At 73.3% G+C, this 24,644-nt stretch carries 22 protein-coding genes and 1 riboswitch; of the genes, 9 read left to right on the plus strand and 13 right to left on the minus strand.

Going from position 1 to position 24,644, the window contains the following annotated elements; genetic code table 11:
* Positions 1-224: 224 nt before the first annotated feature.
* Positions 225-2,804, plus strand: coding sequence for a CHAT domain-containing protein (locus ACFWBD_RS01745; RefSeq protein ID WP_385661518.1), 2,580 nt, complete (start codon positions 225-227; stop codon positions 2,802-2,804).
* Between the two features lie 22 nt (positions 2,805-2,826).
* Here ACFWBD_RS01745 and ACFWBD_RS01750 read toward each other — a convergent pair whose 3' ends face one another.
* On the minus strand, positions 2,827-4,908 hold the full coding sequence (locus tag ACFWBD_RS01750; protein WP_385661125.1) for a LuxR C-terminal-related transcriptional regulator: 2,082 nt from the start codon (positions 4,906-4,908) through the stop codon (positions 2,827-2,829).
* 96 nt (positions 4,909-5,004) lie between these two features.
* On the opposite strand from ACFWBD_RS01750, the gene ACFWBD_RS01755 reads away from it, so the two are divergent.
* The 3 genes from ACFWBD_RS01755 to ACFWBD_RS01765 all read left to right on the plus strand — a co-directional run bounded on the left by ACFWBD_RS01755 (position 5,005) and on the right by ACFWBD_RS01765 (position 6,887).
* The gene (locus ACFWBD_RS01755; protein ID WP_385661127.1) at positions 5,005-6,090 is read left to right on the plus strand and encodes a M12 family metallopeptidase; all 1,086 of its coding nucleotides are present in this window, start codon (positions 5,005-5,007) and stop codon (positions 6,088-6,090) included.
* Between the two features lie 195 nt (positions 6,091-6,285).
* Positions 6,286-6,498, plus strand: coding sequence for a hypothetical protein (locus ACFWBD_RS01760; RefSeq protein ID WP_385661130.1), 213 nt, complete (start codon positions 6,286-6,288; stop codon positions 6,496-6,498).
* On the plus strand, positions 6,432-6,887 hold the full coding sequence (locus ACFWBD_RS01765) for a hypothetical protein (RefSeq protein WP_385661134.1): 456 nt from the start codon (positions 6,432-6,434) through the stop codon (positions 6,885-6,887). Before ACFWBD_RS01760 ends, ACFWBD_RS01765 begins: the two co-directional genes overlap by 67 nt.
* A 12-nt stretch (positions 6,888-6,899) precedes the next feature.
* Here ACFWBD_RS01765 and ACFWBD_RS01770 read toward each other — a convergent pair whose 3' ends face one another.
* Positions 6,900-7,814, minus strand: a complete 915-nt coding sequence (locus ACFWBD_RS01770) for a sulfurtransferase (protein WP_385661136.1) — start codon at positions 7,812-7,814, stop codon at positions 6,900-6,902.
* Between the two features lie 428 nt (positions 7,815-8,242).
* Between ACFWBD_RS01770 and ACFWBD_RS01775 the strand changes: the two genes are divergently transcribed.
* From ACFWBD_RS01775 to ACFWBD_RS01795, 5 genes are all read left to right on the plus strand, one after another.
* On the plus strand, positions 8,243-9,166 hold the full coding sequence (locus ACFWBD_RS01775) for an ABC transporter substrate-binding protein (RefSeq protein WP_385661139.1): 924 nt from the start codon (positions 8,243-8,245) through the stop codon (positions 9,164-9,166).
* Between the two features lie 135 nt (positions 9,167-9,301).
* The gene (locus ACFWBD_RS01780; RefSeq protein ID WP_385661141.1) at positions 9,302-10,354 is read left to right on the plus strand and encodes an ABC transporter substrate-binding protein; all 1,053 of its coding nucleotides are present in this window, start codon (positions 9,302-9,304) and stop codon (positions 10,352-10,354) included.
* A complete protein-coding gene (locus ACFWBD_RS01785; RefSeq protein ID WP_385661144.1) occupies positions 10,351-11,121 on the plus strand; it encodes an ABC transporter permease in 771 nt (256 codons plus the stop codon). Before ACFWBD_RS01780 ends, ACFWBD_RS01785 begins: the two co-directional genes overlap by 4 nt.
* Positions 11,118-11,891: an ABC transporter ATP-binding protein gene (locus ACFWBD_RS01790; protein WP_385661147.1), complete on the plus strand. Its 774-nt coding sequence runs from the start codon at positions 11,118-11,120 to the stop codon at positions 11,889-11,891. The genes ACFWBD_RS01785 and ACFWBD_RS01790 overlap by 4 nt, the downstream gene beginning before the upstream one ends.
* The gene (locus ACFWBD_RS01795; RefSeq protein ID WP_385661150.1) at positions 11,888-13,000 is read left to right on the plus strand and encodes a phosphotransferase enzyme family protein; all 1,113 of its coding nucleotides are present in this window, start codon (positions 11,888-11,890) and stop codon (positions 12,998-13,000) included. Before ACFWBD_RS01790 ends, ACFWBD_RS01795 begins: the two co-directional genes overlap by 4 nt.
* Positions 13,001-13,105: 105 nt before the next feature.
* Here ACFWBD_RS01795 and ACFWBD_RS01800 read toward each other — a convergent pair whose 3' ends face one another.
* The 11 genes from ACFWBD_RS01800 to ACFWBD_RS01850 all read right to left on the minus strand — a co-directional run bounded on the left by ACFWBD_RS01800 (position 13,106) and on the right by ACFWBD_RS01850 (position 24,636).
* Positions 13,106-14,254: an LLM class flavin-dependent oxidoreductase gene (locus tag ACFWBD_RS01800; RefSeq protein ID WP_385661153.1), complete on the minus strand. Its 1,149-nt coding sequence runs from the start codon at positions 14,252-14,254 to the stop codon at positions 13,106-13,108.
* Positions 14,247-15,338, minus strand: coding sequence for an LLM class flavin-dependent oxidoreductase (locus ACFWBD_RS01805; RefSeq protein WP_385661156.1), 1,092 nt, complete (start codon positions 15,336-15,338; stop codon positions 14,247-14,249). The genes ACFWBD_RS01800 and ACFWBD_RS01805 overlap by 8 nt, the downstream gene beginning before the upstream one ends.
* A complete protein-coding gene (locus ACFWBD_RS01810; RefSeq protein WP_385661159.1) occupies positions 15,335-16,747 on the minus strand; it encodes an NtaA/DmoA family FMN-dependent monooxygenase in 1,413 nt (470 codons plus the stop codon). Before ACFWBD_RS01810 ends, ACFWBD_RS01805 begins: the two co-directional genes overlap by 4 nt.
* Positions 16,748-16,766: 19 nt before the next feature.
* A complete protein-coding gene (locus ACFWBD_RS01815; protein WP_385661161.1) occupies positions 16,767-17,969 on the minus strand; it encodes an LLM class flavin-dependent oxidoreductase in 1,203 nt (400 codons plus the stop codon).
* Between the two features lie 119 nt (positions 17,970-18,088).
* Positions 18,089-18,178, minus strand: a complete 90-nt coding sequence (locus ACFWBD_RS01820) for a putative leader peptide (RefSeq protein ID WP_385661164.1) — start codon at positions 18,176-18,178, stop codon at positions 18,089-18,091.
* A gap of 56 nt (positions 18,179-18,234) precedes the next feature.
* Complete coding sequence (locus ACFWBD_RS01825) at positions 18,235-18,984, minus strand: GNAT family N-acetyltransferase (protein WP_385661166.1); 750 nt, start codon at positions 18,982-18,984, stop codon at positions 18,235-18,237.
* A 68-nt stretch (positions 18,985-19,052) separates the two neighbouring features.
* Positions 19,053-20,075 carry a transporter substrate-binding domain-containing protein gene (locus ACFWBD_RS01830; protein ID WP_385661169.1) on the minus strand — a complete coding sequence of 341 codons (1,023 nt, stop codon included), beginning with the start codon at positions 20,073-20,075 and terminating at the stop codon, positions 19,053-19,055.
* Positions 20,076-20,147: 72 nt separating this feature from the next.
* On the minus strand, positions 20,148-20,951 hold the full coding sequence (locus ACFWBD_RS01835) for an amino acid ABC transporter ATP-binding protein (protein WP_385661172.1): 804 nt from the start codon (positions 20,949-20,951) through the stop codon (positions 20,148-20,150).
* On the minus strand, positions 20,948-21,928 hold the full coding sequence (locus ACFWBD_RS01840) for an amino acid ABC transporter permease (protein WP_385661175.1): 981 nt from the start codon (positions 21,926-21,928) through the stop codon (positions 20,948-20,950). The genes ACFWBD_RS01835 and ACFWBD_RS01840 overlap by 4 nt, the downstream gene beginning before the upstream one ends.
* 396 nt (positions 21,929-22,324) lie before the next feature.
* Positions 22,325-22,444, minus strand: a riboswitch (SAM riboswitch).
* Between the two features lie 66 nt (positions 22,445-22,510).
* Entirely contained in the window at positions 22,511-23,407 is an 897-nt protein-coding gene (locus tag ACFWBD_RS01845; protein WP_385661177.1) for a glutathione S-transferase C-terminal domain-containing protein, read from the minus strand.
* A 422-nt stretch (positions 23,408-23,829) separates the two neighbouring features.
* Positions 23,830-24,636 (minus strand): NAD(P)-dependent oxidoreductase, encoded by an 807-nt coding sequence (locus ACFWBD_RS01850; RefSeq protein ID WP_385661180.1) that lies wholly within the window; start codon positions 24,634-24,636, stop codon positions 23,830-23,832.
* Positions 24,637-24,644 lie beyond the last annotated feature (8 nt).

The raw sequence follows: 24,644 nt of genomic DNA on the forward strand, positions 1-24,644 counted from the left end.
TGGTCGACAGCAAGACCCGCGGGACGGCCGTCTGATACAGGTGGTGCGACGGCGGATGGGGGTGGTGCGGTTGCGGTTACGCGCCCCTCACGATGCCGAGTCCGTTGACACGACGTCCAATTGTTACTGGTGGATACGGTGCCGAACCGGTGTGGGGTGCCGGCCGGAGCACTACCATCCGTGGAGTGACAGCGGGAAACGACTCGGTTCTCGAACTGCTGCCGATGGTGTTCGCCGCCCCGGGCGACGCGTTGTCGCGGGCGCGAGGAGTGCTCGGCACCGACCCGACGCCGTTGCACGCCTCGGTCGCCCACCAGGTGATCGGCATCTGGCAGCGGGACTGGGGCGACATGCGTCTCGCCCTGGACCATCTGCGGCGCGCCCGGGACCTCGCGGCGCGCGCGGACTCGGCCGAGCGGGAGGCGGACGTCCTCGGCACGCTCGGCGTGGCGCTGGTGCACGCGGGCCGCACCCGGCAGGGGCTCGCCGCATTCGAGCGGGGGGTCGAGCGCGGGACCGGTCACACCCGCGCGCGCGTGATGTACCGGCGGGCCTACTCCTTGTGGGTCCTCGGCCATCACCGCGAGGCACTGGAGGACGTACGCCGGACGATCCCCGTGCTGCGTCAGGCCGACGACGTCATCTGGACGGCGCGCGCCCTCACCCTGCGCGCCACCGTGCACCTGGCGCTCGGGGCGGTGGACCGAGCCGAGGCGGACTTCACGGCGGCCGAGGCGCTGTGGGACACCACCGGCCAGGAGCACGACAAGGCGGACGCGGTGGAGAGCCGGGGGCTGGCCGCCTTCCGTTCCGGCGACGTGCCGGCCGCGCTGCGGCTCCTCGACGAGGCGGAGGAGCGGTACGCCAAGCTCGGCACGCCGACGTTCATGCTCAACATCCGGCGCTGCGAGGTCCTGATGGCCGCCGGTCTCGCGCCGGAGGCGCTGGCCGAGGCGGACGCGGCGATCGGGGTCCTCGACGGCATCGGAGGCCAGTCCACCCGTAAGGCGGAACTGCTGCTGACGGCCGCGAGGGCGGCGCGGCTGGCGGGCGATCCGGGGACGGCGATCGCGCGCGCGGCGGTGGCCGAGCGGCTCTTCGCGGGCCAGCGGCGCACCTGGTGGGAGACGCACGCCCGGCTGGTGCTGATCGAGGCGCGGGTGGCCACCGGACGCGGCTCGGGGCGGCTGGTCGCGGACGCCGCCAGGCTCGCCGAACGGCTGGCCGCCTTCCAGGCGCCGGCCGCACCGGAGGCCTGGCTGCTGGCGGGGCGGATCGCACTGGACCTGAACTGGACCGCGGACGCCGAACGGTATCTCCAGATCGCGGCCCGCAGCCGGCGCAGCGGGCCGCCGCTGGCCCGGATGACGGGCTGGGCGGCCCAGGCGCTGTGGGCGCGGGCCACCGGCTCGGGCCGGGGCGTGCTGGAGGCCTGCCGGCGCGGGCTCGACGTCCTCGACGACCACCGGACGACACTGGGCGCCTCGGAGCTGCGGGCCCGGGCCACCGCGCAGGGCGCCGAACTCGCCGCACTGGCCCAGGAGGTCAGTCTGGAGCGGGGCGGGCCACGGCAGTTGCTGGTGTGGAGCGAGCGGTGGCGGGCCACGGCGCTGTCGACGCCGCCCACCCGGCCGCCGGCCGACCCTGCGCTGCTGAGCGGGATGACCGCCTTCCGGGTGATCGCCGCCCGCGCGGAGGCCGCCCGGATGGAGGGCCGGCCGGTGCCGACGCTGGAGCGTGAACAGCGGCGTCTGGAGCGGGAGATCCGTTCCCGGACCCTGCACATCCGCGGGGTCACGCCCTGGGGCGGCGACCGGTTCGGCGGCGACCGGTTCGACGCGGGCCGGCTGCTGGAGCGGCTCGGCGACGGGCGGCTGGTCGAACTGGCCGTACTGGACGGGCGGGTTCAGGTGCTGTTGTGCGGGGGCGGGCGGGTGCGCCGGTTCGCGGGCGGGCTGCTCGCCGAGGCGGAGCGGGAGGCCGAACACGTACAGGCCGGGCTGCGGCGGCTGGCCCACCCCGGCGCGGAGGGCCGGCTGCCGGTGGTGGAGGCGGCGGGGCGGAAGCTGGAGGAACTGCTGCTCGGCGAGGCGGCGAGGCACCTGGGCCCGGGTCCTCTGGTGGTGGTGCCGCCGGCCCGGCTGCACCGGGTGCCGTGGGCGCTGCTGCCGTCGCTGCGGGAGCGGGTGGTCAGTGTGTCGCCGTCGGCCAGCGGCTGGCTGCGCGCGCGGGAGACCGAACCGCCCGTGGGCGGCCGGCAGGTCCTCGTACGGGGCCCGGGGCTGGCGACCGGCGGAGCGGAGGTGCCGGAGGTCGCCGGGCGGTACGGCAGGCCGATCGTGCTGGAGCAGGCCGACGCCCATGTGGCGCGTGTGCTGCAGGAGTTGGACGGGGCCGCACTGGCGCACATCGCCGCGCACGGCACGTTCCGCGGCGACAGCCCGATGTTCTCGTCGCTGCGGATGGCGGACGGGCCGCTGATCGTCCATGACTTCGAGCGGCTCGCCCGCAGCCCGTACCGGATCATCCTCTCCAGCTGCGACACCGCGCGGCTCGCCTCGGTCGGCGCGGACGAACTCCTGGGCCTGGTAACGGCGTTGCTGCCGCTGGGCACGGCGGGTGTGCTGGCGAGCAGCGCACCCGTCAACGACGCGGCGGTCGTCCCGCTGATGCTGGCCCTGCACAAGGGCGTCAGCGCGGGACTCTCCCTGGCCGAGGCGCTGCGGGACGCCCGTGCCGCACTGCCGGACGACGCGGTGCACCAGGCGACGGGCTGGGCGTTCACGGCGTTCGGCGCGGCGTGAGACGGCGCTGGGCCCGGCCCGTTCAGGCCGGCTGTTCCACCAGCCACGGGAGGGCGCCGCGGTCGCCGGCTCCGAGCCGGGTGTAGGCGCCGTAGAGGTGGTTGCCGACGGTCCGGACGGACAGGGTGAGGCGTTCGGCGATCTGCCGGTTGCTGAGGCCGGCCGCGGCGAGGGTGACGATCTGCCTCTGCCGGGCGGTGAGTTCGCCCAGGACCAGACCGGACAGGGCCGGGGTACGGGCGCCCTGGCAGCGCCGGGCCAGGGCGACGGCACGCGTCCGGGCGGTGCGGGCCGCGCCGGCGTCCCGGTGGACGCGTACCGCCTGCGCGTACGCCTCGGCCGCGAAGAGAAGGAATCCACGCTCCTCCAGTTCGGCGGCCGCCAGGTCCAGCGCGGGGCCGTCGCCCCCGGCGAGCGCGCGGGCGTGCCGGGCGAAGGAGCCGTCCGGGGGGAGAAGCCGGACGGCGTGCCGGGGAGCGCCGAGGCGTACGGCGTCGTAGGCGGTATAGGCGTCGGGGGCCAGGTTGCCGGGGGCCGGGTCGGGGGCGTCGGCCGCGCAGGGGTGGTTGCCCGTGCGGGAGCCGGCGGTGTGTGCGTGGCTCGCTTCCGGCGGGGCCAGGGTCGAGTCGGCGCATATGCCGGTGCCGTCACAGATGCCGATGCCAGTGCCGGCGCAGATGCCGGTGGCGGTGGCGGTGCCGGTGCCGGTGCCGGTGCCGGTGGCGTCACAGATGCCGGTGCCGGTGCCGAGAGGTGGGGCGGTGGTGGTGCCGGGGGGTGGGGCGGTGTGTTCGAGGGTCTTCACGGCCGTGTCGAGGTCTCCGCGGGCGGCCGGTGGCCATGCCGCTGTACCGGGGTGCTCGGCGAGGAGGTCGATGGGTGGGCCGGTCTCGCCCGACTGGGCTGCGGCCAGGGCGAGTTCGGTGCGGCAGGCGCGGTCGTGCGGGGCGGTGGCCAGGCCCTCCCTCGCCCAGGCCGCCGCCTCGCGCAGCTCTCCCCGCAGCCGTGAGAACCGCGCGCGGACGGCGGCGTACCGCGCCGGTACCGGTTCCCCCTCCGCGACGAGCCACTCCCCCACGGGCGTGGGCGTCGTGCGGACGTCGGCCCGCCCGATGCGGCGGGTCAGCTCGGCCGCCTCGGCGTCGAGGGCGGACACGGTGGACCGTCGTCGGCCGGTGAGCCGCCTCGCACGCAGCCGGCCGGTCTCGGCGCGCAGCACCGGGCCGTGCAGGGGGTGGGCCAGGCGGACGGTCGCGTCGTCGTCGACGTCGAGAAGGCCGTCCGCCTCCAGGCGTTCGAGGACCCGCAGGTCCAAGGAGTCCGCCGCCAGCGGCAGCGGTTCGGCGAAGGCGAGCCGGTCGAGGATCTCGCGTTCGTCGGGGCAGGCGCGGCCGAGCACCGCGGCGGCGCGTTCCCGCAGGGCCGGGGTCACCGGGATCGGGCCGCGCCAGGTCCGCTCGTCGGAGTCCTCGTCCCTGGTCGGCAGGCTCCGCTCGCGCAGCGCGTCCAGCAGGTCGCGCAGGAGGCGCAGGTCGCCCCGGCACAGCCGGTGCAGGCGGTTGGCGGCCAGGGGCTCCAGGGGGCCGCCGGCGCCGGCGTCGAGGAGTGGGGCGGTGTCCTCGCGGGGCAGGGGCCGCAGCGCGAGACGGGGCAGCAGTTCGCCGGTCCACAGTCGGGAGACGGCGCCGGGCGGGCGGGCTCCGTCGGTGACGAGGACCAGCAGCCGGGTGCGGCCCTGGACGGCGAGCTGGTGGAGCAGGGCGGCGGAGGCGTCGTCCAGCAGATGCGCGTCGTCGACCAGCAACTGCCGTACGCCGGAGAGAAGTTGGACCGCTCTGTGCAGGGTGACTCCCTCGGGGAGCAGATGGGCGAAGGCGGCGAACGGCAGATCGCGGGTCCCGGGGGTGCCGGCCACCCGGGCGCAGTCGGTGCCGCGGACCGCCTCCACGGCCAGCCGGGTGCGGCCGCAGCCCGCCGGTCCGGTGAGCACCATGCCGGGCCGGCCCGCCGCCAAGGAGCGGCGGACGAGCTCCAGTTCCTCGTCCCGGCCCGTGAACGGCCACGGCAGTCGCAGGGTCCCGGCTTGCGGTTCGAACGTGGTCACACCTAGGAGAGTCGGCATACTCACGCCTGATACAGGGCGACTTGAGTAGCCCCCGACTCAGGCCGGGCGGCGGTCCCGCACGGCAACCTGGAACCCATGACCGCCCGTTACTGCTCGCTCGCCCGGCAGTCGGCCCCCGCGTTCGCGCCGGGGCTGGCCGTCGAGCGGCTCGGCGCGCTGATGAGCGGGCGGCGGATGTGGGTCAACGGCACGGTGCTGCACTACTGCTTCCTCGACGGCGAGAGCGACGGGTCGGTCATCGCCCTGCCGGGTTCCGGGGGAACCCGATGGGTGTCGTGGGCCGGCGGCGAGAACCAGCGGGAGGTCGTGCGGGACTGCTTCCGCGAGTGGCGGGAGCTGGGCATCGGGGTGTCCTTCGCCGAGGTCGCCGACCGCTCGGAGGCGGAGCTGCGCATCGGGTTCCAGCCGGGCGACGGCTCCTGGTCTGCGGTGGGCCGGGACGCGCTGTCGGCCGGTCTCAACGAGCGCACCATGAACTTCGGCTGGGACCTGACCGCGCCCGGGGAGCGCGCGACGGCCCTGCACGAGATCGGACACGCACTCGGCATGCAGCACGAGCACCAGAGCCCGTTCGCCGGCCTGCACTGGGACGACGAGGCCGTGTACGCCGATCTCGCGGGCCCGCCCAACCACTGGAGCCGGGACCGGACCTGGTTCAACATCCTGCGCAAGCTGGACCCGGCCGAGGTGAACGGGTCGGTGTGGGACTCGCAGTCCGTCATGGAGTACCCCTTCTCGGCGGGGCTGATCCTGGAGCCGGAGCAGTTCCGCGGGGGTGTGCATCCGGCCGGCGGGCTGTCGCCGCTGGACAAGGAGTTCGTCCTCGGCTGGTATCCGCCGCCCGACACGGCACGGCCGCCCGCACTGGTGCCGTTCCGTTCGGCGCCGCTGTCGCTGGGTCCGGGCGAGCAGGTCGACTTCACCGTCGAGCCGCGCGAGACCCGCGAGTACACCTTCGCCCTCTTCGGGGAGAGCGACTCCCTGGTCGTGGTCTTCGAGGAGCGGGACGGCGAGCCCCGCTTCCTCGCGGGCCACGACGACGCGGGCACTGCGCACAACGCCACGATCAGGGTCCGGCTCGTCAGGGACCGCCGCTACTTCGTCCGCGTACGCCTGTACTCCGGCTGGGGTTCGGGCGAGACGGCGGTCATGTGCTGGTGAGCCGGGAGGCCGCCCGGAAACCACAGTCCGGCGCCGGGGGAAGCGCCGGGGACGCGTCTCCTTCGGGGGAGGGGGACGCGTCCCCGGCCACACCGGGCACGCCTTCGCGGACGGGTCCGCCCGGCGTGTTTCCATCGTGCGAACCGGCCGGCCGGGACGGCGACAGGAGCGTTGGGGCGGTGTGAGCATGACGGCATGCTTCCGGGAGATGATCGCGCGGCCCGGCGGGTACTGACGGTCTGTCTGGCGGCCGGGGCGACGACCCTGCTGGACCAGTCGGTCCTCAGCATCGCCGTGCCCGCGCTGCGCCAGTCACTGTCCGCCGGCGCCACGGACGTGCAGTGGATCGTCGCGGCTACTCGCTGGCCTTCGGGCTCGCCCTGCTGGGCGGCGCCCTGGCGGCGGTGACACTGCCGCTCGCCGCGCTGCCCCTCGTGCTGGCGGCGGTCCAGGTGGCCTCGGGGGCCGCGGCCGGCCTGACCGTCTCCCCCAACCAGGCGCGCGTCCTCCAGCACGCCCCTGCCGAGGCGGCCGGGGTGGCGGGCGGCATCCTCCAGATGATCCAGCGGATCGCGGCGGCCGTGTGCCTCAGCGCCGTCTCCGGGATCTGCCTGCGGGGTTCGGCCGACGCGGAGGGTGCGCCGCGGACGGCGTTCGCACTCGCGTCGGTCGTCTGCGCGGGCCTGCCGGCGGCGGCCCTGCCGGTGAGTGCGGCGCTGCAGCGCGTTCCGTCCGGTGCGGGGCGGGTGCGGGGCCGGGCGGGGGCTGCGGACCGTACGCCGGGCGAGGAGTCGTAGGCCGTCGGCGGGTCAGTCGCCCTGTCCCGGCCGCGTCGGGGCCGCGCCGCCCAGTTCCAGCGGTCGCGCCGGATCCTTCGACCACTCCTCCAGGGAACCGTCGTAGAGGGACACGTCCTCGCGCCCGAGCAGGGTGAGGGCGAGGGCCACCCCGGCGGCCGAGACACCGCCGCCGCAGTACAGGACGACCGGCGCGTCGGTGGTGTCGAGGACGGCGCCGACGCGCGCGGCGAGGTCGGCCGCGGGCAGCAGGCGCCCTTCGGCGTCCAGGAGTTCGCGACCGGGAAGACTGCGGCTCCCGGGGATGTGTCCGCGTCGGCTGTACCGGGTGGGGACCGATCCGACGAAGCCGCCCGCGGGCAGCGCGCAGACCAGCGTGCCGGGCTGCTCACCCCGGCTGATGGCCCCCACTTCGTGGACATCTGTCCACACTCCGGGACGCGAGACGGGGGTCACGGGCGTCACCTCGGGAACCGGCACCGTGTCGTCGCCGGACGCGAGCGGCCGTCCCGCCGACTCCCAGGCCGCCAGGCCCCCGTCGAGCACGGCCGCCGGCACGGAGACCGCCCGCAGCATCCACCACAGCCGGGCCGCCCAGATCCCGCCCCCGGTGTCGTACACGACCACCGCGCTCCCCTCCCCCACGCCGACCCGGGCGAGCGCGCCGGCCAGCGCCTCCGGGCCCGGCGCCGCGAAGTGGCAGGGCGCGTCCGAGTCGGTGAAGTCCCCGGTCAGGTCGGCGTACCGGGAGCCGGGGAGATGCCGTCGGACCCATCCCTCGCGGCCGCTCGCACAGCGGTGGTCACCATCGTGCCGGGGCGAGGGGAGCAGCACCGTGGCGTCGAGGACGACCAGCCGGGGGTCGTCGAGCCGGGCGGCCAGCCAGGTGTCGTCGACGAGGGGGCCGGGCAGCGGGGAGGTGGTCATGGCGGCCGATGGTACGCCCGCGAGCTGGTCGTCTTACCCACTGATCATGGCCGTCTCATATATCGGATCAAGGTTGCGCGAGGACCGTCGACTGCCGTTATGGTTTCGGCCATCTACGCGGGAGCCCCTCCCCGGACGGGCTGAGAGGGCGTCTGGGATCCGTTCGTCGAACGCGGTCCCCATGGGGACGCCGACCGCACGAAACGCGCCCAGGCGCCCCGCGTAGGAGTTCACGTGTCCGCAGCAGTAGAGCCGAAGCCTTTGGTGGTCTCCACCCCGGCGGGCAGCTCCTGTTGTTGTCGTACGTGCAGCTGCCGCGCGTGCCGCTGTCGCCGGTCCGTCTGACCGCGCACCGCCCCGCACACCGCGTTCCTTCTCCCCCTCCGCCACTCTCCCGCGTTCTCGCGCGCCGCCTTCGGAGTTCCCTCATGCCGCACATCCGGGTCATGCTCGACTATTTCCATCCCTGGCCGAATTCCTCCGGTTTCTATGTGGCCCGTGCCCGCCGCTGGTTCGCGCAGGCCGGGCTGGATGTGGAACTCGTGGTCCAGGATCCGGGACGCGGCGACACCCTGGAGTACCTGGCCCGCGGCGAGGTGGACTTCGGGGTCTTCCCGCCCAACCGGCTGCTGGCCCGGCGTGCCGCGCACGGCCAGCCGCTGATCGCCGTGGCCGCCGTCAACCACCGGGGTCTGGAGGCGATCCAGACCACCGCGTCCACCGGCATCACCCGCCCCCGTGAGCTCGCCGGCCGTCGCGTCGCCCTGAACCCGACCCCGCGCGGTCTGGCCATGGTCCGCCATCTGGTGGCGGCCGACGGCGGCGACCCGGACGCGGTGCTCATGATCGACGCGGGGACGCGCGAGCTGACCGTCGACGACATCGCGGCGGGCGAGGCCGACGCCACCTTCGGCACCTACTGGTCCTGGGACGCGCTGCGCGGCGACCTCCCCGAGGAGCAGCGCGTGACCTGGCCGGTCGACGAGATCGGCGCTCCCCGCTACCACAGCTACCTGCTGGGCACGAACGAGCGCCTGCTCGCCGAACAGCCTTCTCTCGTGCGGGACTTCCTCGCCGTCACGGCCCGGGGCTACGCGGCCGCGGCGCAGGACACCGAGCGGACGCTGGAGCTGCTGGAGGGGGTCATTCCCTACTTCCCGCGCCCGCTGATAGCCCGTTCCCTCGCCCTGATCGCACCTACCTGGACGGACCCGGAAGGCCGTTGGGGAGTGATCGATCCGGCGCGCACGGGCCCTTACGCGCACTGGCTCGCGGAGCACGGCGCCCTCGCGCACGACCGGGACTGGGACCGCTCCTTCACCAACGCGCTGCTGCCGGCCGTGACCGCGTGAGTGTTCTGTCCTGCCAGGCGCGGGGGCTGACCCGGCGGCTGGCCGTCGACTTCAAGCGGGTGGACAGCGCGCTGTGTCGCCGGGCGTGACCGTGCCGACGCCGCCCCGACCCCCCTCGCCCCCGAAGGAACCCTCATGCACCGCCGCACCGTCCTGTCCGTCATCGCCGCGTCGGCCGTCCTGGCCGCCACCGGCTGCTCGGCGGACCCCTCGGCCGACGCCACCGCCAAGGACGGCACCACGACCGTCACCCTCGCCCTGGACTGGACCCCGAACACCAACCACACCGGCATCTACGTCGCCCGGCAGAAGGGCTGGTTCAAGGCCGCCGGCATCGATCTGAAGATCGTGCCCTACGGTTCGACCGCGCCCGAGACGCTGATAGCGAGCCACAAGGCCGACTTCGGCGTCTCCTACCAGGAGGGCGTGACCACGGCGCGCGCCGCCGGGCAGGACATCACCTCGGTCTACGCGGTCACCCAGAAGACGAACGTCACCATCGCGGTGCGCGCCGGCCGTACGGACATCGCGTCCCCGAAGGACCTGGACGGCGAGACGTACGCCGGTTTCGGCGCGCCCTACGAGAAGCCGCTCCTGCGCAAGGTGATCCAGAACGCGGGCGGCAAGGGCGACTTCAAGCAGGTCACCCTCAGCACCTCGGCGTACGCGGCGCTCTACGCGGGCAAGGCGGACTTCGCGATGCCGATGCCGACCTGGGAGGGACTGGAGGCGGAGCTGAGCGGCAAGCCGCTGAAGAACTTCCAGTTGTCCGACTACGGCTTCCCGGCGATCTACTCGACGCTCCTCGCGTCCTCCGACCGGTTCCTGAAGAAGAACCCGGCGGTCGCGAAGAAGTTCCTGGCCGCCGTCGACAAGGGGTACAGGTACGCGGCCGACCACCCCGACCAGGCCGCGGATCTCCTGATCGACGCCAACAAGAGCGTGCTCACCAACACCGAACTCGTGCGCAAGAGCGAGGAGCTGCTCGCCAAGGAGTACTACAGGGCCGCCGACGGCACGATCGGTTCCCAGAGCGGGGAGCGCTGGCAGGCCTTCGCCGACTTCGAGTACCGGGCGGGGCTGCTGAGCGACGCGAACGGCCGCAAGCTGACCGAGGCCCCGGACGCCGCGTCGTTCTTCACCAACGCCTATCTGCCGGCCTCGAAGGACGCCGGGAGCGCCAAGTGAGTTCGCTGCTGCGGTCGTTGTGGCCGCCGTTGCTGGTGCTGGCCGTCGTGGTCGGCGGCTGGCAGCTGTACGTGACCGGCGCGGGCGTCGATCCGACGATGCTGCCGTCGCCGGCTCGGGTGCTGGAGCAGGGCTGGGCCAGCCGCGCGGACCTGTGGGCGCAGACCCTGCCCACGCTCCAGGAGACCCTGCTCGGCTTCGCGCTGTCGTTCGCGGCGGCCTGGCTGGTCGCCGTGCTCCTGGACTTCTCGGCGGCGGCCCGCCGGGGCCTGTACCCGCTCCTGGTCGCCTCGCAGACCATCCCGATCGTCGCCGTGGCGCCCCTGCTCATCATCTGGTTCGGTTTCGGGCTGCTGCCGAAGATGCTGGTGGTGACGCTGACGACGTTTTTCCCGCTGGCCGCCAACCTGGCCGCCGGTTTCGCCGCGACCGACCGGGAGGCGATGCGGCTGCTGCGCTCGCTGGGCGCGGGCAGGCTGCGGACGTTCCGGCTGGTGCGGGTGCCGAGCGCGATGCCGTACTTCTTCGCCGGGCTGCGGGTGAGCATCACCTACGCCGTCGTCGGCGCGGTGTTCGCGGAGTACGCGGGCGCGGAGGCCGGACTCGGGATCTACATGCAGGCGCAGAAGAGCGCGTTCCGCACGGACCTGGTGTTCGCGGCGGTGGGCGTGACGGCGGCGCTGAGCATCGCGCTGTTCGGGGCGGCCTGTCTGCTGCAGCGGCTGGTACTGCCGTGGGAGCGGGCGCAGCAGGAGGAGAGGTCATGAGCAGTCTGCGTATCGAGGGGGTCGGCAAGTCCTTCGGCTCGCTGGAGGTCCTGCGGGATCTCGAACTGTCGGTGGAGCCGGGCGAGTTCGCGGCCGTGATCGGGCCGAGCGGCAGTGGCAAGAGCACCCTGTTCAACCTCGTCTCAGGGCTCGACCGGCCGACGACCGGTCAGGTGCTGGTGGAAGGCGAACCGGCCGGGGTGGAGTCCGGCAAGGTCGCCTACATGCCGCAGAAGGACCTGCTGTTCCCGTGGCGGACCGTGCTGGACAACACCGCGCTCGGCCTGGAGGCGCAGGGCGTGCGCAAGAGGGACGCCCGGGCGCGGGCCGACGCGCTGTTCGCCGACTTCGGCCTCGACGGCTTCCAGAAGGCATACCCCTCGCAGCTCAGCGGCGGGATGCGGCAGCGGGCCGCGCTGCTGCGCACGGTCGTCCTGGAACGTCCTGTGCTGCTGCTGGACGAGCCGTTCGGGGCACTGGACTCGCTGACCCGCACCGAGATGCAGCTGTGGCTGGCGCAGATGTGGCAGCGCCACCGGTGGACGGTGCTGCTGGTCACCCACGACATCCGCGAGGCGGTACTGCTCGCGGACACCGTGCACGTCCTGTCGCCGCGTCCGGCCGGCGTCGTCGCCCGCGTGGAGGTGCCGCCGGCCCGCTCGCGCGGGGCGGAGGACTTCACCGCGCCCGGGTTCGCGGCCACCGAGCGCCGGGTCCTGGAGGCGCTGCGCGGCACACCGACGGTGCCGGCGGGGGTGCGTACGGGATGAGTGCGCATCTGGCCCACGGCCTGGGCACCGACCCGGTCGAGCCCGACTGGGCGCCGCTGACCGACGACGAGGTGACGGACGTCGTCGGGGCGGGCGCCCGGGTGGTGTGGCGCAGCCCGCGCCCGCTGTCCGCGGCGGCCGTCGTCGAGCGGGACGGCCGGCGGCTGTTCGTGAAACGGCACCACGTCGGCGTGCGCTCCCCGGAAGGGCTGGCGGAGGAGCACGCCTTCCTGCGGCACCTGCGCGAGCACGGCGCGCCGGTGGTGGAGGTGCTGCACTCGGCGGCACGCGGCGCGTGGACGTACGAGGTGCACTCGACCGGCGACGGGGAGGACCTGTACCGGGACGCGCTGTCCTGGTCGCCCTTCCGCTCCCGCGCGCACGCCACGGCGGCGGGCGAGGCGCTGGCCCGACTGCACCTGGCGGCACGGGGGTTCGACGCGCCGCGGCGTCGGGTGCAGCCGCTCGTCGCCTCGTTCACGGTGTTCGCCGCGCAGGATCCCTGGGGCGCGCTGGAACGGTTCCTGGAGGAGCGGCCCCAACTGGCCTGCGGGATACGGCGGTTCCCGTGGCGAGAGGACGTCCGGCGGGTGCTGCTGCCGCTGCACGAACGGCTCGCGCCGCGGCTGGCCGGCCTGGAACCCCTGTGGACCCACAACGACTGGCACGCCTCCAACCTGCTCTGGGGCGGCGACGGACAGGTCCGCACCGTCCTGGACTTCGGCATGAGCGACCGCACGACGGCCGTGCACGACCTGGCCACGGCGATCGAACGCAACGCCGTGCAGTGGCTCCGGCCCGGCTACCCGGTGCGGGAGGAGGACGTGACCGCGCTCGTCGACGGCTACCAGTCCGTACGACCGCTCACCCCCGCCGAATCGGCCGCGCTCCCCGAGCTGCTGCCGCTGGTGCACGCCGAGTTCGCGCTGTCCGAGCTGGGCTACTTCCACGGGGTCACACGGTCCGCGGAGAACACCCGGCTGGCGTACGAGTACTGCGTGGGGCACGCCGAGTGGTTCGCCGGCGACGACGGCGGACGCCTGCTGGACGTCGTGGCCGGTGCCGCCGGGGTGGCGCGCGGGGGATCCGCGGCTCGCACCTTGCGGTAGGCGTCGGGTGTGCCGCCGTCGGCGCGGCGACGAGGCCGGCCGCGCCGGGGCGATCACGTACGGGCGGTCCGCGGGAACGCCGTTGGTGGCGGGAACGCGGGTGGATCAGCTCGACGGGGCGCAGTGCCCCCTGCCGCGCCACTCCTCGGCGAGGAGTCCGTAGGAGCGGACGCGGTCCGTGTGGTCGTGGGTGATGGTGGTGACGAGCAGTTCGTCGGCGCCGGTGGCCTCCTGGAGCTGCTCCAGGAGGTCGGCGACCCGGGCCGGGGAGCCGACGAACTGGGTGTCGATCCGGTCCTGGACGAGCGACCGGTCCTCGTCGGTCCAGGTGTGGGCGCGTGCTTCCTGCGGGGTCGGGAACGGGATCGCGCCCTCGGCGGTGCGGATGCTGCGCACCCACAGGCCGTAGCCGGTGGCGAGTTCGCGGGCGCGGGCGTCGTCCTCGGCGACGACGACATCGGCGGAGACGCTGACATGGGGCGCGTCGAGGGACGCGGAGGGCTTGAAACGGGCCCGGTAGCCGTCCACCGCCTCCAGGACGGTGGCCGGGCTGACGTGGTAGTTCGCGGCGAAGCGCAGACCCCGGGCGCCCGCGACCTCGGCGCTCTGGCCGCCGCTGCTGCCCAGGATCCACACGTCGACGTCGGCGCCCTCGCCCGGTACGACATGCGCCTCGACGCCCTCCGGGGAGCGGTAGGTACCGGCCAGCAGGGCGAGGATGTCGTCGATCTGCTCGGCGTAGTCCTGCGAGGTGGCCTCCGGCAGGAGGAGCAGCCTGCGCTGGAGGGCGATCCGGGGCGAGCCGAGGAGGCGTTCGAAGGAGAAGCGCGGCGGGATCGGCAGGCCGTTCGGGGCACGGCCGTCGACGACCGGGGTGGCCGCGGCCGGCGGGCTCTCCTTTTCCCCCGGCGGACGGCCACCCGAGCGGCCCAGGCCCAGGTCGAAGCGGCCGGGGTGCAGCGCGTCGATCAGGCCGAACTCCTCCACCGTGGACAGGGCGGTGCGGTGGCCGAGCTGTACGGCGCCGGAGCCGAGCCGGATGGTGGAGGTGGCGGCCGCGGTCAGGGCCAGGACGACGGCCGGGGACGTGCCCGCGACCCCGGGGTTGAGGTGGTGTTCGGCGAACCAGTAGCGGGCGTATCCGAGCCGTTCCGCGTGCCGGGCCAGGTCGATGGAGTTGCGCAGGGCGTCCGCGGCCGTCGAGCCCGAGGAGATCGGGACCAGGTCGAGCACGCCGAGGGGGATCTCAGACACGGGCAGGCTCCTGGGTGGTCGACGATGTGGGAAGCACCGGCCCCCAGTCGAAGGGCGGGTCCGGTATGTCCTTGCGGAGCACGGACGCCACCTCCGACCGGAACAGTTCGAGTGAGTCGCGGTGCTGGGGTTCGGTGAGGCCGCCGGCGTCGGCGTGCACATGCAGCACGGTGTGGCCGAACCGCTCGTGGTAGCGGTGCACCTTGTCGACGACCTGCTGCGGGCTGCCGATCAGGGCGGAGCTGCGCTCGACGAAGTCCTCCACCGTCTCGAAGACGACGGGCAGCCCGGCCTGTCTCTGGAAGGCGAGCGTGCCCTCGAAGACCGGCCGGTAGGCCTCGACGGCCTCCTGGGAGGTGCGCGCCACGTACAGTCCCGCCGAGCCGGCGCCGACCGCGAGGGCGCCCGGGTCGTGACCGTAGTGCTCCCAGCGCTCCCGGTAGTACCCGATCAGCTCGGCATAGGGCTCGATGGGGTGGGTGACGTTCGCCGAGAACAGCGGATCGCCGTAGCGGGCGGCCAGGTCGACGGACTCCTTGCTGGTGGCGCTGCCGTGCCAGACCCGGACGGGCCGCTGGTACGGCCGGGGCCACACCTCCGCGTCCGCCAGCTCCGGGCGGAAACGGGTGGCCGCGGTGACCTTGTCCTGGCGCCAGATCCGCCGGAACACCTCGTAGCTCTCGGCGTTGCGCTCCCACTGGTCGTCGGGCGTGACCTGGAACAGCTCGCGCTGGGCGGCGCCGTTGCCCTTGCCGATGATCAGTTCCAGGCGGCCGTCGGAGAGGTGGTCGAGGGTGGCGTAGTCCTCGTAGGCGCGGACCGGATCGAGGAGGCTGAGGGTCGTCACGGCGGTGAAGAGCCGGATGCGGCGGGTGAGGGCGGCGATGTGGCTCAGGACCACCGGCGGGGAGGAGGAGATGAACGGCCGCTCGTGCCGCTCCCCCACGCCGAAGCCGTCGAAGCCGAGTTCCTCGGCGAGCAGGGCGTTGTCGAGCACCTCGCGGAAGCGGTCCCGGGTCGTCTTCAGGACGCCGGTGACCGGGTCCGGGCGGTGCACGATCAGGGTGATGGCGAGGAACTTCACGAGGCCACCCGCTCGGCGCCGCCCGCCTCGTCGATGGGGGTCCCCCCGCTCGAGCGAAGCCGAGAGTGGGGGAGAGCGAGGCCGAGGTGGTCCCTGAGCGTGGTGCCCTCGTACTCGGTGCGGAAGACGCCCTGTTCCTGGAGGAGCGGGACGACCTTGTCGGCGAACGCGTCGAGGCCGCTCGGGGTGATGTGCGGGACGAGGATGAAGCCGTCGGCGGCGTCGGCCTGGACGTAGTCGTTGATCGTCCTGGCGACGGTGGCCGGGGAGCCGACGAAGTTCTGGCGGTTGCCGGTCTCGATGACCAGGTCGCGGATCGACCAGTTGTTGGCCTGTGCGAGCTCCCGCCATTCGCGGGCCGTGGCCAGCGGGTCGCGGTACATCCGGACCTGGGCGCGGCCCCGCGCGATGTGGCTCTCGCCGAGATCCGGGTCGATGTCGGGCAGGGGGCCCTCCGGGTCGTAGCCGGACAGGTCCCTGTTCCAGACGAACTCCAGGTGCTTGAGGGCGGTGGCGCCGCTGACCTGCTGGCGGCGCACGTCCTTGGCGATCTCCTCGGCCTCGGCGTCGGTGTCGCCCAGAACGAAGCTCGCGGCGGGCAGGATCAGCAGTTGGTCGGCGCGCCGGCCGTACCTGGCGAGGCGTGACTTGACGTCGGTGTAGAAGGCCTGCCCGGCGTCGAGGGCCGCGTACCGGCTGAAGATCGCGTCGGCGGACGAGGCGGCGAACTCGCGGCCCTCGTCGGAGTCCCCGGCCTGGAAGATCACCGGACGGCCCTGGGGGCTGCGCGGGACGTTGAACCGGCCCTGGATGTCGAACTGCCGGCCCTCGTGGACGAAGGCGCCGGCCTTCGCGTCCTGGAGGAAGGCGCCGGTGCTCTGGTCGGCGACGATCTCGTCGCCCTGCCAGGAGTCGAAGAGCTCGCCCGTGGTGGCCAGGAACTCCTTGGCGCGGGCGTAGCGCTCGTCCTGCGGGAGGTAGCCGCCACGGCGGAAGTTCTCGCCGGTGAAGGCGTCCCAGGAGGTGACGACGTTCCACGCGGAGCGGCCGTCGGAGAGGTGGTCGAGGCTGGCGAACTGGCGGGCCACCTCGTAGGGCTCGTTGAAGGTGGAGTTGATGGTGCCGGTCAGGCCGAGGCGCTCGGTGACGGCGGCGAGCGCGGCGAGGATCGTGAAGGTGTCGGGGCGGCCGACCACGTCCAGGTCGTAGATCTTGCCGCCCTGTTCGCGCAGGCGCAGCCCCTCGGCGAGGAAGAGGAAGTCGAACTTGGCGCGTTCGGCGGTCCGCGCGAAGTGGGCGAAGGAGCTGAACTCGATATGGCTGCCGGCCCGCGGGTCGCTCCACACGGTGGTGTTGTTGACGCCGGGGAAGTGCGCGGCGAGATGGATCTGCTTCTGGGGCTTGCTCATGGTGGGGTCTCCCTCCCGCTCAGACGGCGGCGTAGCGGTTGGCGGGGCGGGGCAGGCCCAGCAGCCCGCGCAGGGTGTCGGCCTCGTAGGCCCGGCGGAAGGCGCCGCGGCGCTGGAGTTCGGGGACGAGGCCCCGGGTGATGGCGGGGAGGTCGTGGCCGGCGACGGCGGGGCGCAGCCGGAACCCGGTCAGGCCCGCCGCCCGGAAGTCCTGCAGCAGATCGGCGAGTTGGGCGGGCGAGCCGGCGAATACACGGGCGTCGCTGCGGTACTCCTCGCCGGCGAGGGCGTCGAGGCGGTCGCGTCGGGCGGCGGCCTCGGCCGGGTCGTCGTCGAGGAAGACCACCAGGTCCGCGAAGACGTGCAGCGGCTCGGCGGCCCGCCCGGCCCGCTCCTGTTCGGCGCGGATCTCGGCGACGATCGCCCGGGCCTGGTCGGTGTCGTGCGGGGTGACGTACCCGACGTCGGTGGCGCGGGCCACCAGGCGGTAGGGGACCGTGTCGTGCGCGAGGGCGCTGACCAGGGGCTGGCCTTGCGGGGGACGCGGGGTGATGGAGGGTCCCTTGACGCTGAAGTGGCGGCCCTCGAAGTCGATGTAGTGGAGTTTGTCGCGGTCGACGAAACGGCCCGTCGCCACGTCCCGGATCTCCGCGTCGTCCTCCCAGCTGTCCCAGAGGCGGCGCACGACCTCGACGTAGTCGGCGGCCTCGTCGAACAGGTCGGTCACCAGGTCCTGGGTGGCCGGGGCTTCGTAGGCCTCGATCCGGGGGATCGTGCGGCGGCCGAAGTGGGCGGCGTCGGCGGGACGGGCGCTGACCTGGACGCGCAGGCCGGCGCGGCCGGTGCTCACGTAGTCGAGGGTGGCGATCGCCTTGGAGAGGTGGAACGGCTCGGTGTGCGTGGCCACCACGGTCGGCACCAGGCCTATGTGGTGGGTCAGCGGGGCGACGCGGGAGGCGACGAGGACGGCGTCGAGCCGGCCGCGCACCTGGTCGGTGCGGTCGTCCGGGTCGAGGAAGTGGGAGGACTGCGGGCCGAGGCCGTCCTCGATCGTCACGAAGTCGAGCAGGCCTCGCTCGGCCTCGGCGACCAGGTCGGCCCAGTAGCCGGCGGTGAACAGCTCACGGGGTCGGGCGACGGGCTCGCGCCAGGAGGCGGGGTGCCAGCCGGTGCCGTCCAGAGCGACGGCGAGATGCAGCGGGGAGGAGGGGGTCGGGGACACGAGGGTGCCTTCCTGGAGGTCCGTACGAGAGCGCCGGCCTGCGCGCAGGGATCGCGCGGGCACATGGCGGGGGCGAGCGCAGCCAGAAGGAGGTTCCCCGGCCGATGGCCGGGGGAGGGTCAGGAGGAGCTACAGAGCGCGCCGGCCACGCGCTGGAGGTCGATGTGGGGCCGGGAGTGGAGGTGCACGGCGTGGCGTATGCGGGTCACGTCCGCTCCTCCCTCTTTCCGGGCGCCGGACGGCGCCTCACACATCTCGTCATCAGTCAGAACGCCCCGGCCGCGCCGGATGTTCCCGGGGTGCGCACCGAGACGGTGGCCGAACGGCGGCGCGGGACGAAGCCCAGGGACTCGTACAGACCGATCGCGGGGGCGTTGCCGGCGGCGGCGTGCAGGAACGGGGTGTCGCCGCGGTCGCGGATGCCGGCGCCCACCGCGCGGATCAGCCGGGTGGCGAGGCCCTTCCCGCGGTGGTCGGGTTCGGTGCAGACGGCGCTGATCTCAGTCCAGCCGGGCAACCGCAGCCGCTCGCCCGCCATGGCGATCAGGCGGCCCCGGTGGCGGATGCCGAGGTAGGTGCCGAGGGCGATGGTCCGTTGCAGGAAGGGGCCGGGCCGGGTGCGGGCGACGAGGCCGAGGATCTCCGGCACGTCGTCGGGCCCGAGGCGGACGCTCTCGGGTGCCGGTTCGGTGCGGAACTCCTCGGTGGCGACGAGCTGCACGCCCTCTCCCCCGCCGGTGACCTCCCAGCCGTCGGGTACGAGGTCGACGGGCTTGACGCGTACGGCGGTGCCGGGGCCGACGAGGGTGTGCAGGTCGGCCCAGGCGGCCGGGTCCGCGGGGTCGGCGAGGGCGGCGAAGGCGTAGACGTCGGCAGGGTAGCGTGCGGCGCGGCCCAGGCGTTCGGCGAGAGGGGCGTGCGGGCCGGTGAGCGCGGCCCAGACGGCGTTGTCCAGCGGGTGCGGGCGGGTGACGGCCGGAGCTCCGCCTCCGCGGGGGTCGATCGGACAGGCCACGGAGGCGGAGTCCCTTCCTGTCGTGTGCCAACTCAACTCGCGTGTCTCATCGTCTAAATGACGGGACGTCAGGAATTGTCCAGGGGAAGTCCCGGCGGGTTGATCTCGGACTTGGCGACGGCCTCGTTGGAGAGGTTGTAGGCCGCCAGCCACTTGGCGTACTGACCGTGCTCGATCAGGTAGTTGATGGCCTCCTCGACCGGCTTGGCGAGGCCGCTGTCCTTCTTGGCGGTGGCGGCGATCAGGCCCTGGAGCGTCTCGCCGGCGCCGGAGAACGTGCCCGCGTTGCGGGTGGCGTTGGCCTTGCCCGCCGTCTGGGAGACGTTGTAGGCGATGCCGGGGTTGGGGCCGAAGTACGCGTCGATCTTGCCGCTGGCGAGCGCCAGGTAGATGCCGTTGCGGTCCGGGTAGTACTTGACGGTGAGCTTCTTGCCCTCGGACTCCAGCTTCTTCTTCCACTCCAGGAGGATCTTCTCCTGGTTGGTGCCGGAGCCGACGGTGACGGTCAGACCGGCGAGGTTCTCGTAGTTGCCGTCGAAGTTCCACGTGCTGGACTTCTTGACCTCCCAGCCGAGGTTGTCCTGGCGGTAGGAGGCGAACTCGTACTTCTTCTTGCGCTCCTCGGTGTCGGTGATGTTCGAGAAGCCGACGTCGACCTTGCCGCTGTCGATGCCGACGAAGAGGTTCTCCCAGGTGAAGTTCTTCGTCTCCGGCTTCAGGCCGAGGACCGCGGCCACCAGGCGGCCGAGGTCGGGCTCGGCACCGGTGAGGGTCTTCTGGTCGTCGCCGACGTAGGCGAGCGGGGCGAAGCCGGAGGGCAGGGCGCCGATGCCGATGTTCAGCTTGCCGCTCTTCCTGATCGCGTCGGGCAGTCCGGCGCTGATGGACTTGACCTCGGAGACCTTCAGGGCGGTCTCCTCGGCCGCGCCGTTGGACACCCGGCCGATGGTCACGCTGCCGGCGGCGCTGCCGGTCGTGGTGGCGGCCTCGCTGTCACCACCGCAGGCGGCGAGCCCGGTGGCGAGGGTGGCGACCGCGGTCGCCGCGGTGATGCCGCGAATCAGGCTGCGTCGGGTGAAGTGGGCAGACATGGCCGTCCTTTGTGACTGGTGTGACTGGGCGAGAGGGTGGTGGCGTGGGGGGAAGTCGGGGGCGCGTCGGTGTCAGAGCACCTTGCTGAGGAAGTCCCGCGTCCGCTCGTGCTGCGGTTTGTCGAGGACCTCGCTGGGCGGGCCCTGCTCGACGATCTTCCCTTCGTCGATGAAGACGACCCGGTCGGCCACCTCGCGGGCGAACCCGACCTCGTGGGTGACGATGACGAGCGTGGTGCCGCTGGTCGCCAGGTCCTCGATGACCGCGAGGACCTCGCCGACGAGCTCGGGGTCGAGGGCGGAGGTGGGCTCGTCGAAGAGGATGACGCCGGGGCGCAGCGCGAGGGCGCGGGCGATGGCGACGCGCTGCTGCTGGCCGCCGGACAGCTGCCGGGGGTAGGCGCCGGCCTTGTCGGCGAGGCCGACCCGGTCCAGGAGTTCGCGGGCCAGTTCCAGGGCGGCGGACTTGGCGAGCCGCCCGGTGGCGACGGGCGCGGCGGCGACGTTGTCCAGCACGGTCAGGTGCGGGAAGAGGTTGAAGTTCTGGAAGACGAAGCCGATCCGGCCGCGCTGGGTCAGGATGGCGCGTTCGCTCAGCTCGCGCAGCCGGTCGCCGTTGCGGCGGACGCCGATCAGCTCGCCGTTGACGCTGACGTAGCCGATCTCGGGCTTCTCCAGGTGGTTGATGACCCGCAGCAGGGTGGACTTGCCGGAGCCGGACGGGCCGAGGATCACGGTGACCTCGCCGGGCCGCACGGTCAGGCTCACGCCGTCCAGGACCCGGTGGGCGCCGTACCACTTGTGCACGTCGTGCACCTCGACGGCGGCGGGCACGATCGCGGCGGTGCCGGCGCTCTGCACGGTCTCGGTGGTCATACGGCGGCCTCCCGGCGGATGCGGCCCCGCAGGTCGGTGAGACCGGTCCGCAGTTTCTGCAACGGCGTCGGCGGCAGGGAACGCGTGGCGCCCCGGGCGTAGTACCGCTCGACGTAGAACTGGACGACGGAGACGAGGCTGGTCAGGATCAGGTACCAGACGGTGACGACCAGCAGCAGCGGCACGATGTCGCCGGGGTAGGTGGCCCCCATGGTCTGCGCGGTGCCGAACAGGTCGAGCAGCGACACGTAGAAGACCAGCGAGGTGGACTTGACCAGGCCGATCAGCTGGTTGACGTAGTTCGGCGTGATCGACCGCAGGGCCTGCGGGAACACGATCTTCCAGAACTGGTAGCGCTTGGGCAGACCGAGCGCGGCGGCCGCCTCGTGCTGGCCCTGGTCGACGGAGAGGATGCCACCGCGGACCACTTCGGCGGCGTAGGCCGCCTCGTTGAGGCTGAGGCCGATGACGGCGATCACCATGTCGGTGGCCAGCCGGGACTCGTCGAAGCGGAAGAACGCCGGACCGAAGGGAACGCCCACGCTCAGGGTCTGGTACAGAGCGCTGAAGTTGTAGAGGAAGAGCAGCACCACGATCAGCGGGATGGAGCGCAGGGCCCATACGTAGGTCCAGCTGACCGCGCGCAGCACCGGGCTCTTCGAGAGCCGGGCGAGGGCGAGCAGGATGCCGCCGAGGAGGCCCAGCACCGCGCTGTAGGCGGCCACTTCCAGGGTGATCAGCAGTCCGTCGAGGATCACCGGCCGCAGGAACCAGTAGCCGAAGCGGTCCCACTGGTAGAAGGGGTTGGAGATCAGTCCGTGCGTGAACTGCGCCACCAGGACGAGGGCCACGGCGGTGGCGATCCAGCGGCCGGGCTTGCGCAGCGGCTGGACGCGCTGGGCGGTCAGCCTCTCTGACGGGACGTCGATGACGGGCGCGGCCTCGGCGAGGGTCACGGCGCCTGGGGGTTCACTCATGAGGGGCTCCGGCGGGAGTCGGACACCCCGGGTCACGGCGGACGTGCGTGGCCGGACACGCTTCGGCGGGGCGGCGGGAACCGCTCCGGGGGCGCGAACAGGGCATGGCGCACGGATGCGTACGGGAGACCGGGGTGGGGCGGACAACGGCACACCGCTCGGGCGGTGTTCGTCAGGAACGCGGCGGCGGGGCTGCGGTGCGAGGGGTTCGTTCAGCCCCGACAGCGGGCACGGCCCGGTGCGGTACACAGTGCGCTGTTCACACGCAGGAGGTCGACGGCGCGGTTGGCGACGAGGATGTCGAGGTACGGCCGTACGCAGCCCCGGGGGCGACGCGGCGCCGTCCGATGAGCTGCGTACATGTCCGTCACCGTCACTGTTCCGGCCCCTGAGGGGCCCTCGCGCTTACCGATACGTCATTACCGAAACGTCGGTCCGGTCGTCACCTGGGGCACCCCACCGCGGAGCGAGGGTTGCCGGTCAGCTAGCCAGGGCTTGTCGCTGACGCTCATGACCGTTCTGGGCCGTAAGTAAGACAGTTGCCCGAACGAATGTCAACGGCGGTCCAGTGGATGGACCGGGTCAGGGCCGGTTGACCTGCGGTCGGACCGCCGAACCGTCTGCCGCGTGGGTCTCCCAGTCCAGGATCTGGACAGCTGCGCCGGCGGCCTCCAGGCCCTGGCAACGGGCGTGGTGACGGCGGGCGATGGCGTCCAGGTCGAGGTGGGCGCCGAAGGCCGGGTGGGCGGCCAGCCGACCGGCGTAGGCCCACAGGGCGGGATGGTCGGCGATGCGGTGCACGGCGGCCGCGTCGAGGTGGTAGCGGTGCACGGTGTCGAGTTGGACCAGGGCGACCCACAACTCGACGTCGGAGGCGGTGATCTGATCACTGATCAGGTACTCGTGGGCGCCGAGCCCCCGCTCCAGCACCCCGAGCGTGGTGAGCAGCGTGTCGAGGGCGGCGGTGCGCTCCGTCTCCTCGATGTCGGCCGCTCCGGCGCGCTGGGCCGCCTCCTCGACGCCCTGGGCGCACATCCGCTCGACGGCCTCGATCTGCGACTCCGCGCCGCACGGGTACAGGGTGGGCCGGCCCCCGCCGAACCGCCGGGCCAGGTCGCGGGCGATGTCGGGGCCGTGGCTGCTGACGATGCGGCCCGACCAGTCGTCGCTGAGCACCGGCGCGAGGGCGGGTCCGGTGTACCGGTGCGCGCTGGCGTCGTACAGCGGACGCAGCGCCGAGTGGCCCCCGTCGGGACAGTCCGGGACGGCGGGCAGGAAGGTGACCGGGCAGGCCTTGTCCAGGCCGAGGAGGCTGTGGGTGACGGCGATGCGCAGACAGTCGGGGTCGGCCGCCGCCAGGTGGAGGCGGTAGCGGCGCGGCACGGCGTAGTGGCCGCTGCGCGCGTCCCGGCCGATCCGGCCCCGGAAGGCGGCGGTGGGCCGGGCGGACGGGTGGGCGGCCAGTGGTGTGACGGACATGACTCTCCCCGGAGGCGGGACGCACGAGGGACGTGCGCGCGGCGGATGCGACGTCGAAGAGGGAGGTGCGGACCTCGTCCGCTCGTGCCGGGTGCGGCCGCGTCCAGGGGACACCGCCGGTGCGGTTCGGCGCGGGGACGGGCCCGGCTCAGTCCTGGAACCTGATGGCGCTGCAGACGCGCTTCAGGTCGATGTGACGGCGGGAGGTGAGAAGGGGCGACGACCACGCCGTGCGGCTCGCGCGGCCGGTGATCGGCTCCTGTCGCCCCATTGTTTCCCTACCCGTTCACTAGGATTCCCGGATCGAGTGTCGATCCGCCTCGGGCCTCCGTCAAGGGGGCGTCCACCAGGTGAGTACCGGGCGGGTACGGGGCGGGTGCCGGGGCTGCCGGGGGGGGAGCTCCGGGAGCCGGAGTTCTCCCTCACCGCCCCATGGCGTCCAGGGCCGCGCGGGCGGCGTCCCGGACCGAACCTCGCCCGGCCCGGCCGGCCGCGTTCGCGACCTCGCTCAGCAGGCGTACGTCCTTGGCCAGCAGTCCGCCCGCGTGCGCGCCGATGCGGTCGAGGGTGCCGCCGGCGTCGGCGACCCGCTCCAGCGCGAAGCTGGCGGCGCTGCCTCGATGCAGGATCCGGCCGAGGACCACCGGATCGAGGCCCAGGGCTCCGCCGAGCGCGAGGGTGTCGGCGGCCAGTCCCAACTGAGCTGTGAACAGTGTGTTGTTGAGCAGTTTGGCGACCTGCCCCGAGCCGACGGGGCCCAGATGGACGACCGGATCGCCGTACGTGGCGAACACCGGCCGGCAGGAAGTGAACACCTCCGGGTCCCCGCCCACCATGACCAGCAGGGCGCCCTGCTCCGCGGCCCGGCCGCCGCCGCTGACGGGAGCGTCCAGCACGGACACACCCTGCGCCGCGGCCCGCTCGGCGAGGCGGCGGCAGGTGTCGGGGTGGACGGTGGAGTGCACCGCGATCACCCCGCCGGGCCGCAGTCCCTCCAGTACGCCGGAGGCGACCTGCTCCACATCCGCGTCGGCCACCACGCACAGGCACACCAGGTCGCTGCCGGCGGCCAGTTCGGCCGGTGAGCCGGCGACCCCGGCGGCGGTGCCGGCGAAGGGTTCGAGGCCGACGGGGTTGCGGGCCCACAGGGTGGTCGCGAAGCCCGCCTCGACGATCCGGCGGGCCATGGGCGCGCCCTGGCCGCCCAGTCCGATGAAGCCGACCCGCACGGGACGCC

Source organism: Streptomyces sp. NPDC060002 (assembly GCF_042737245.1).
GTDB lineage: Bacteria > Actinomycetota > Actinomycetes > Streptomycetales > Streptomycetaceae > Streptomyces.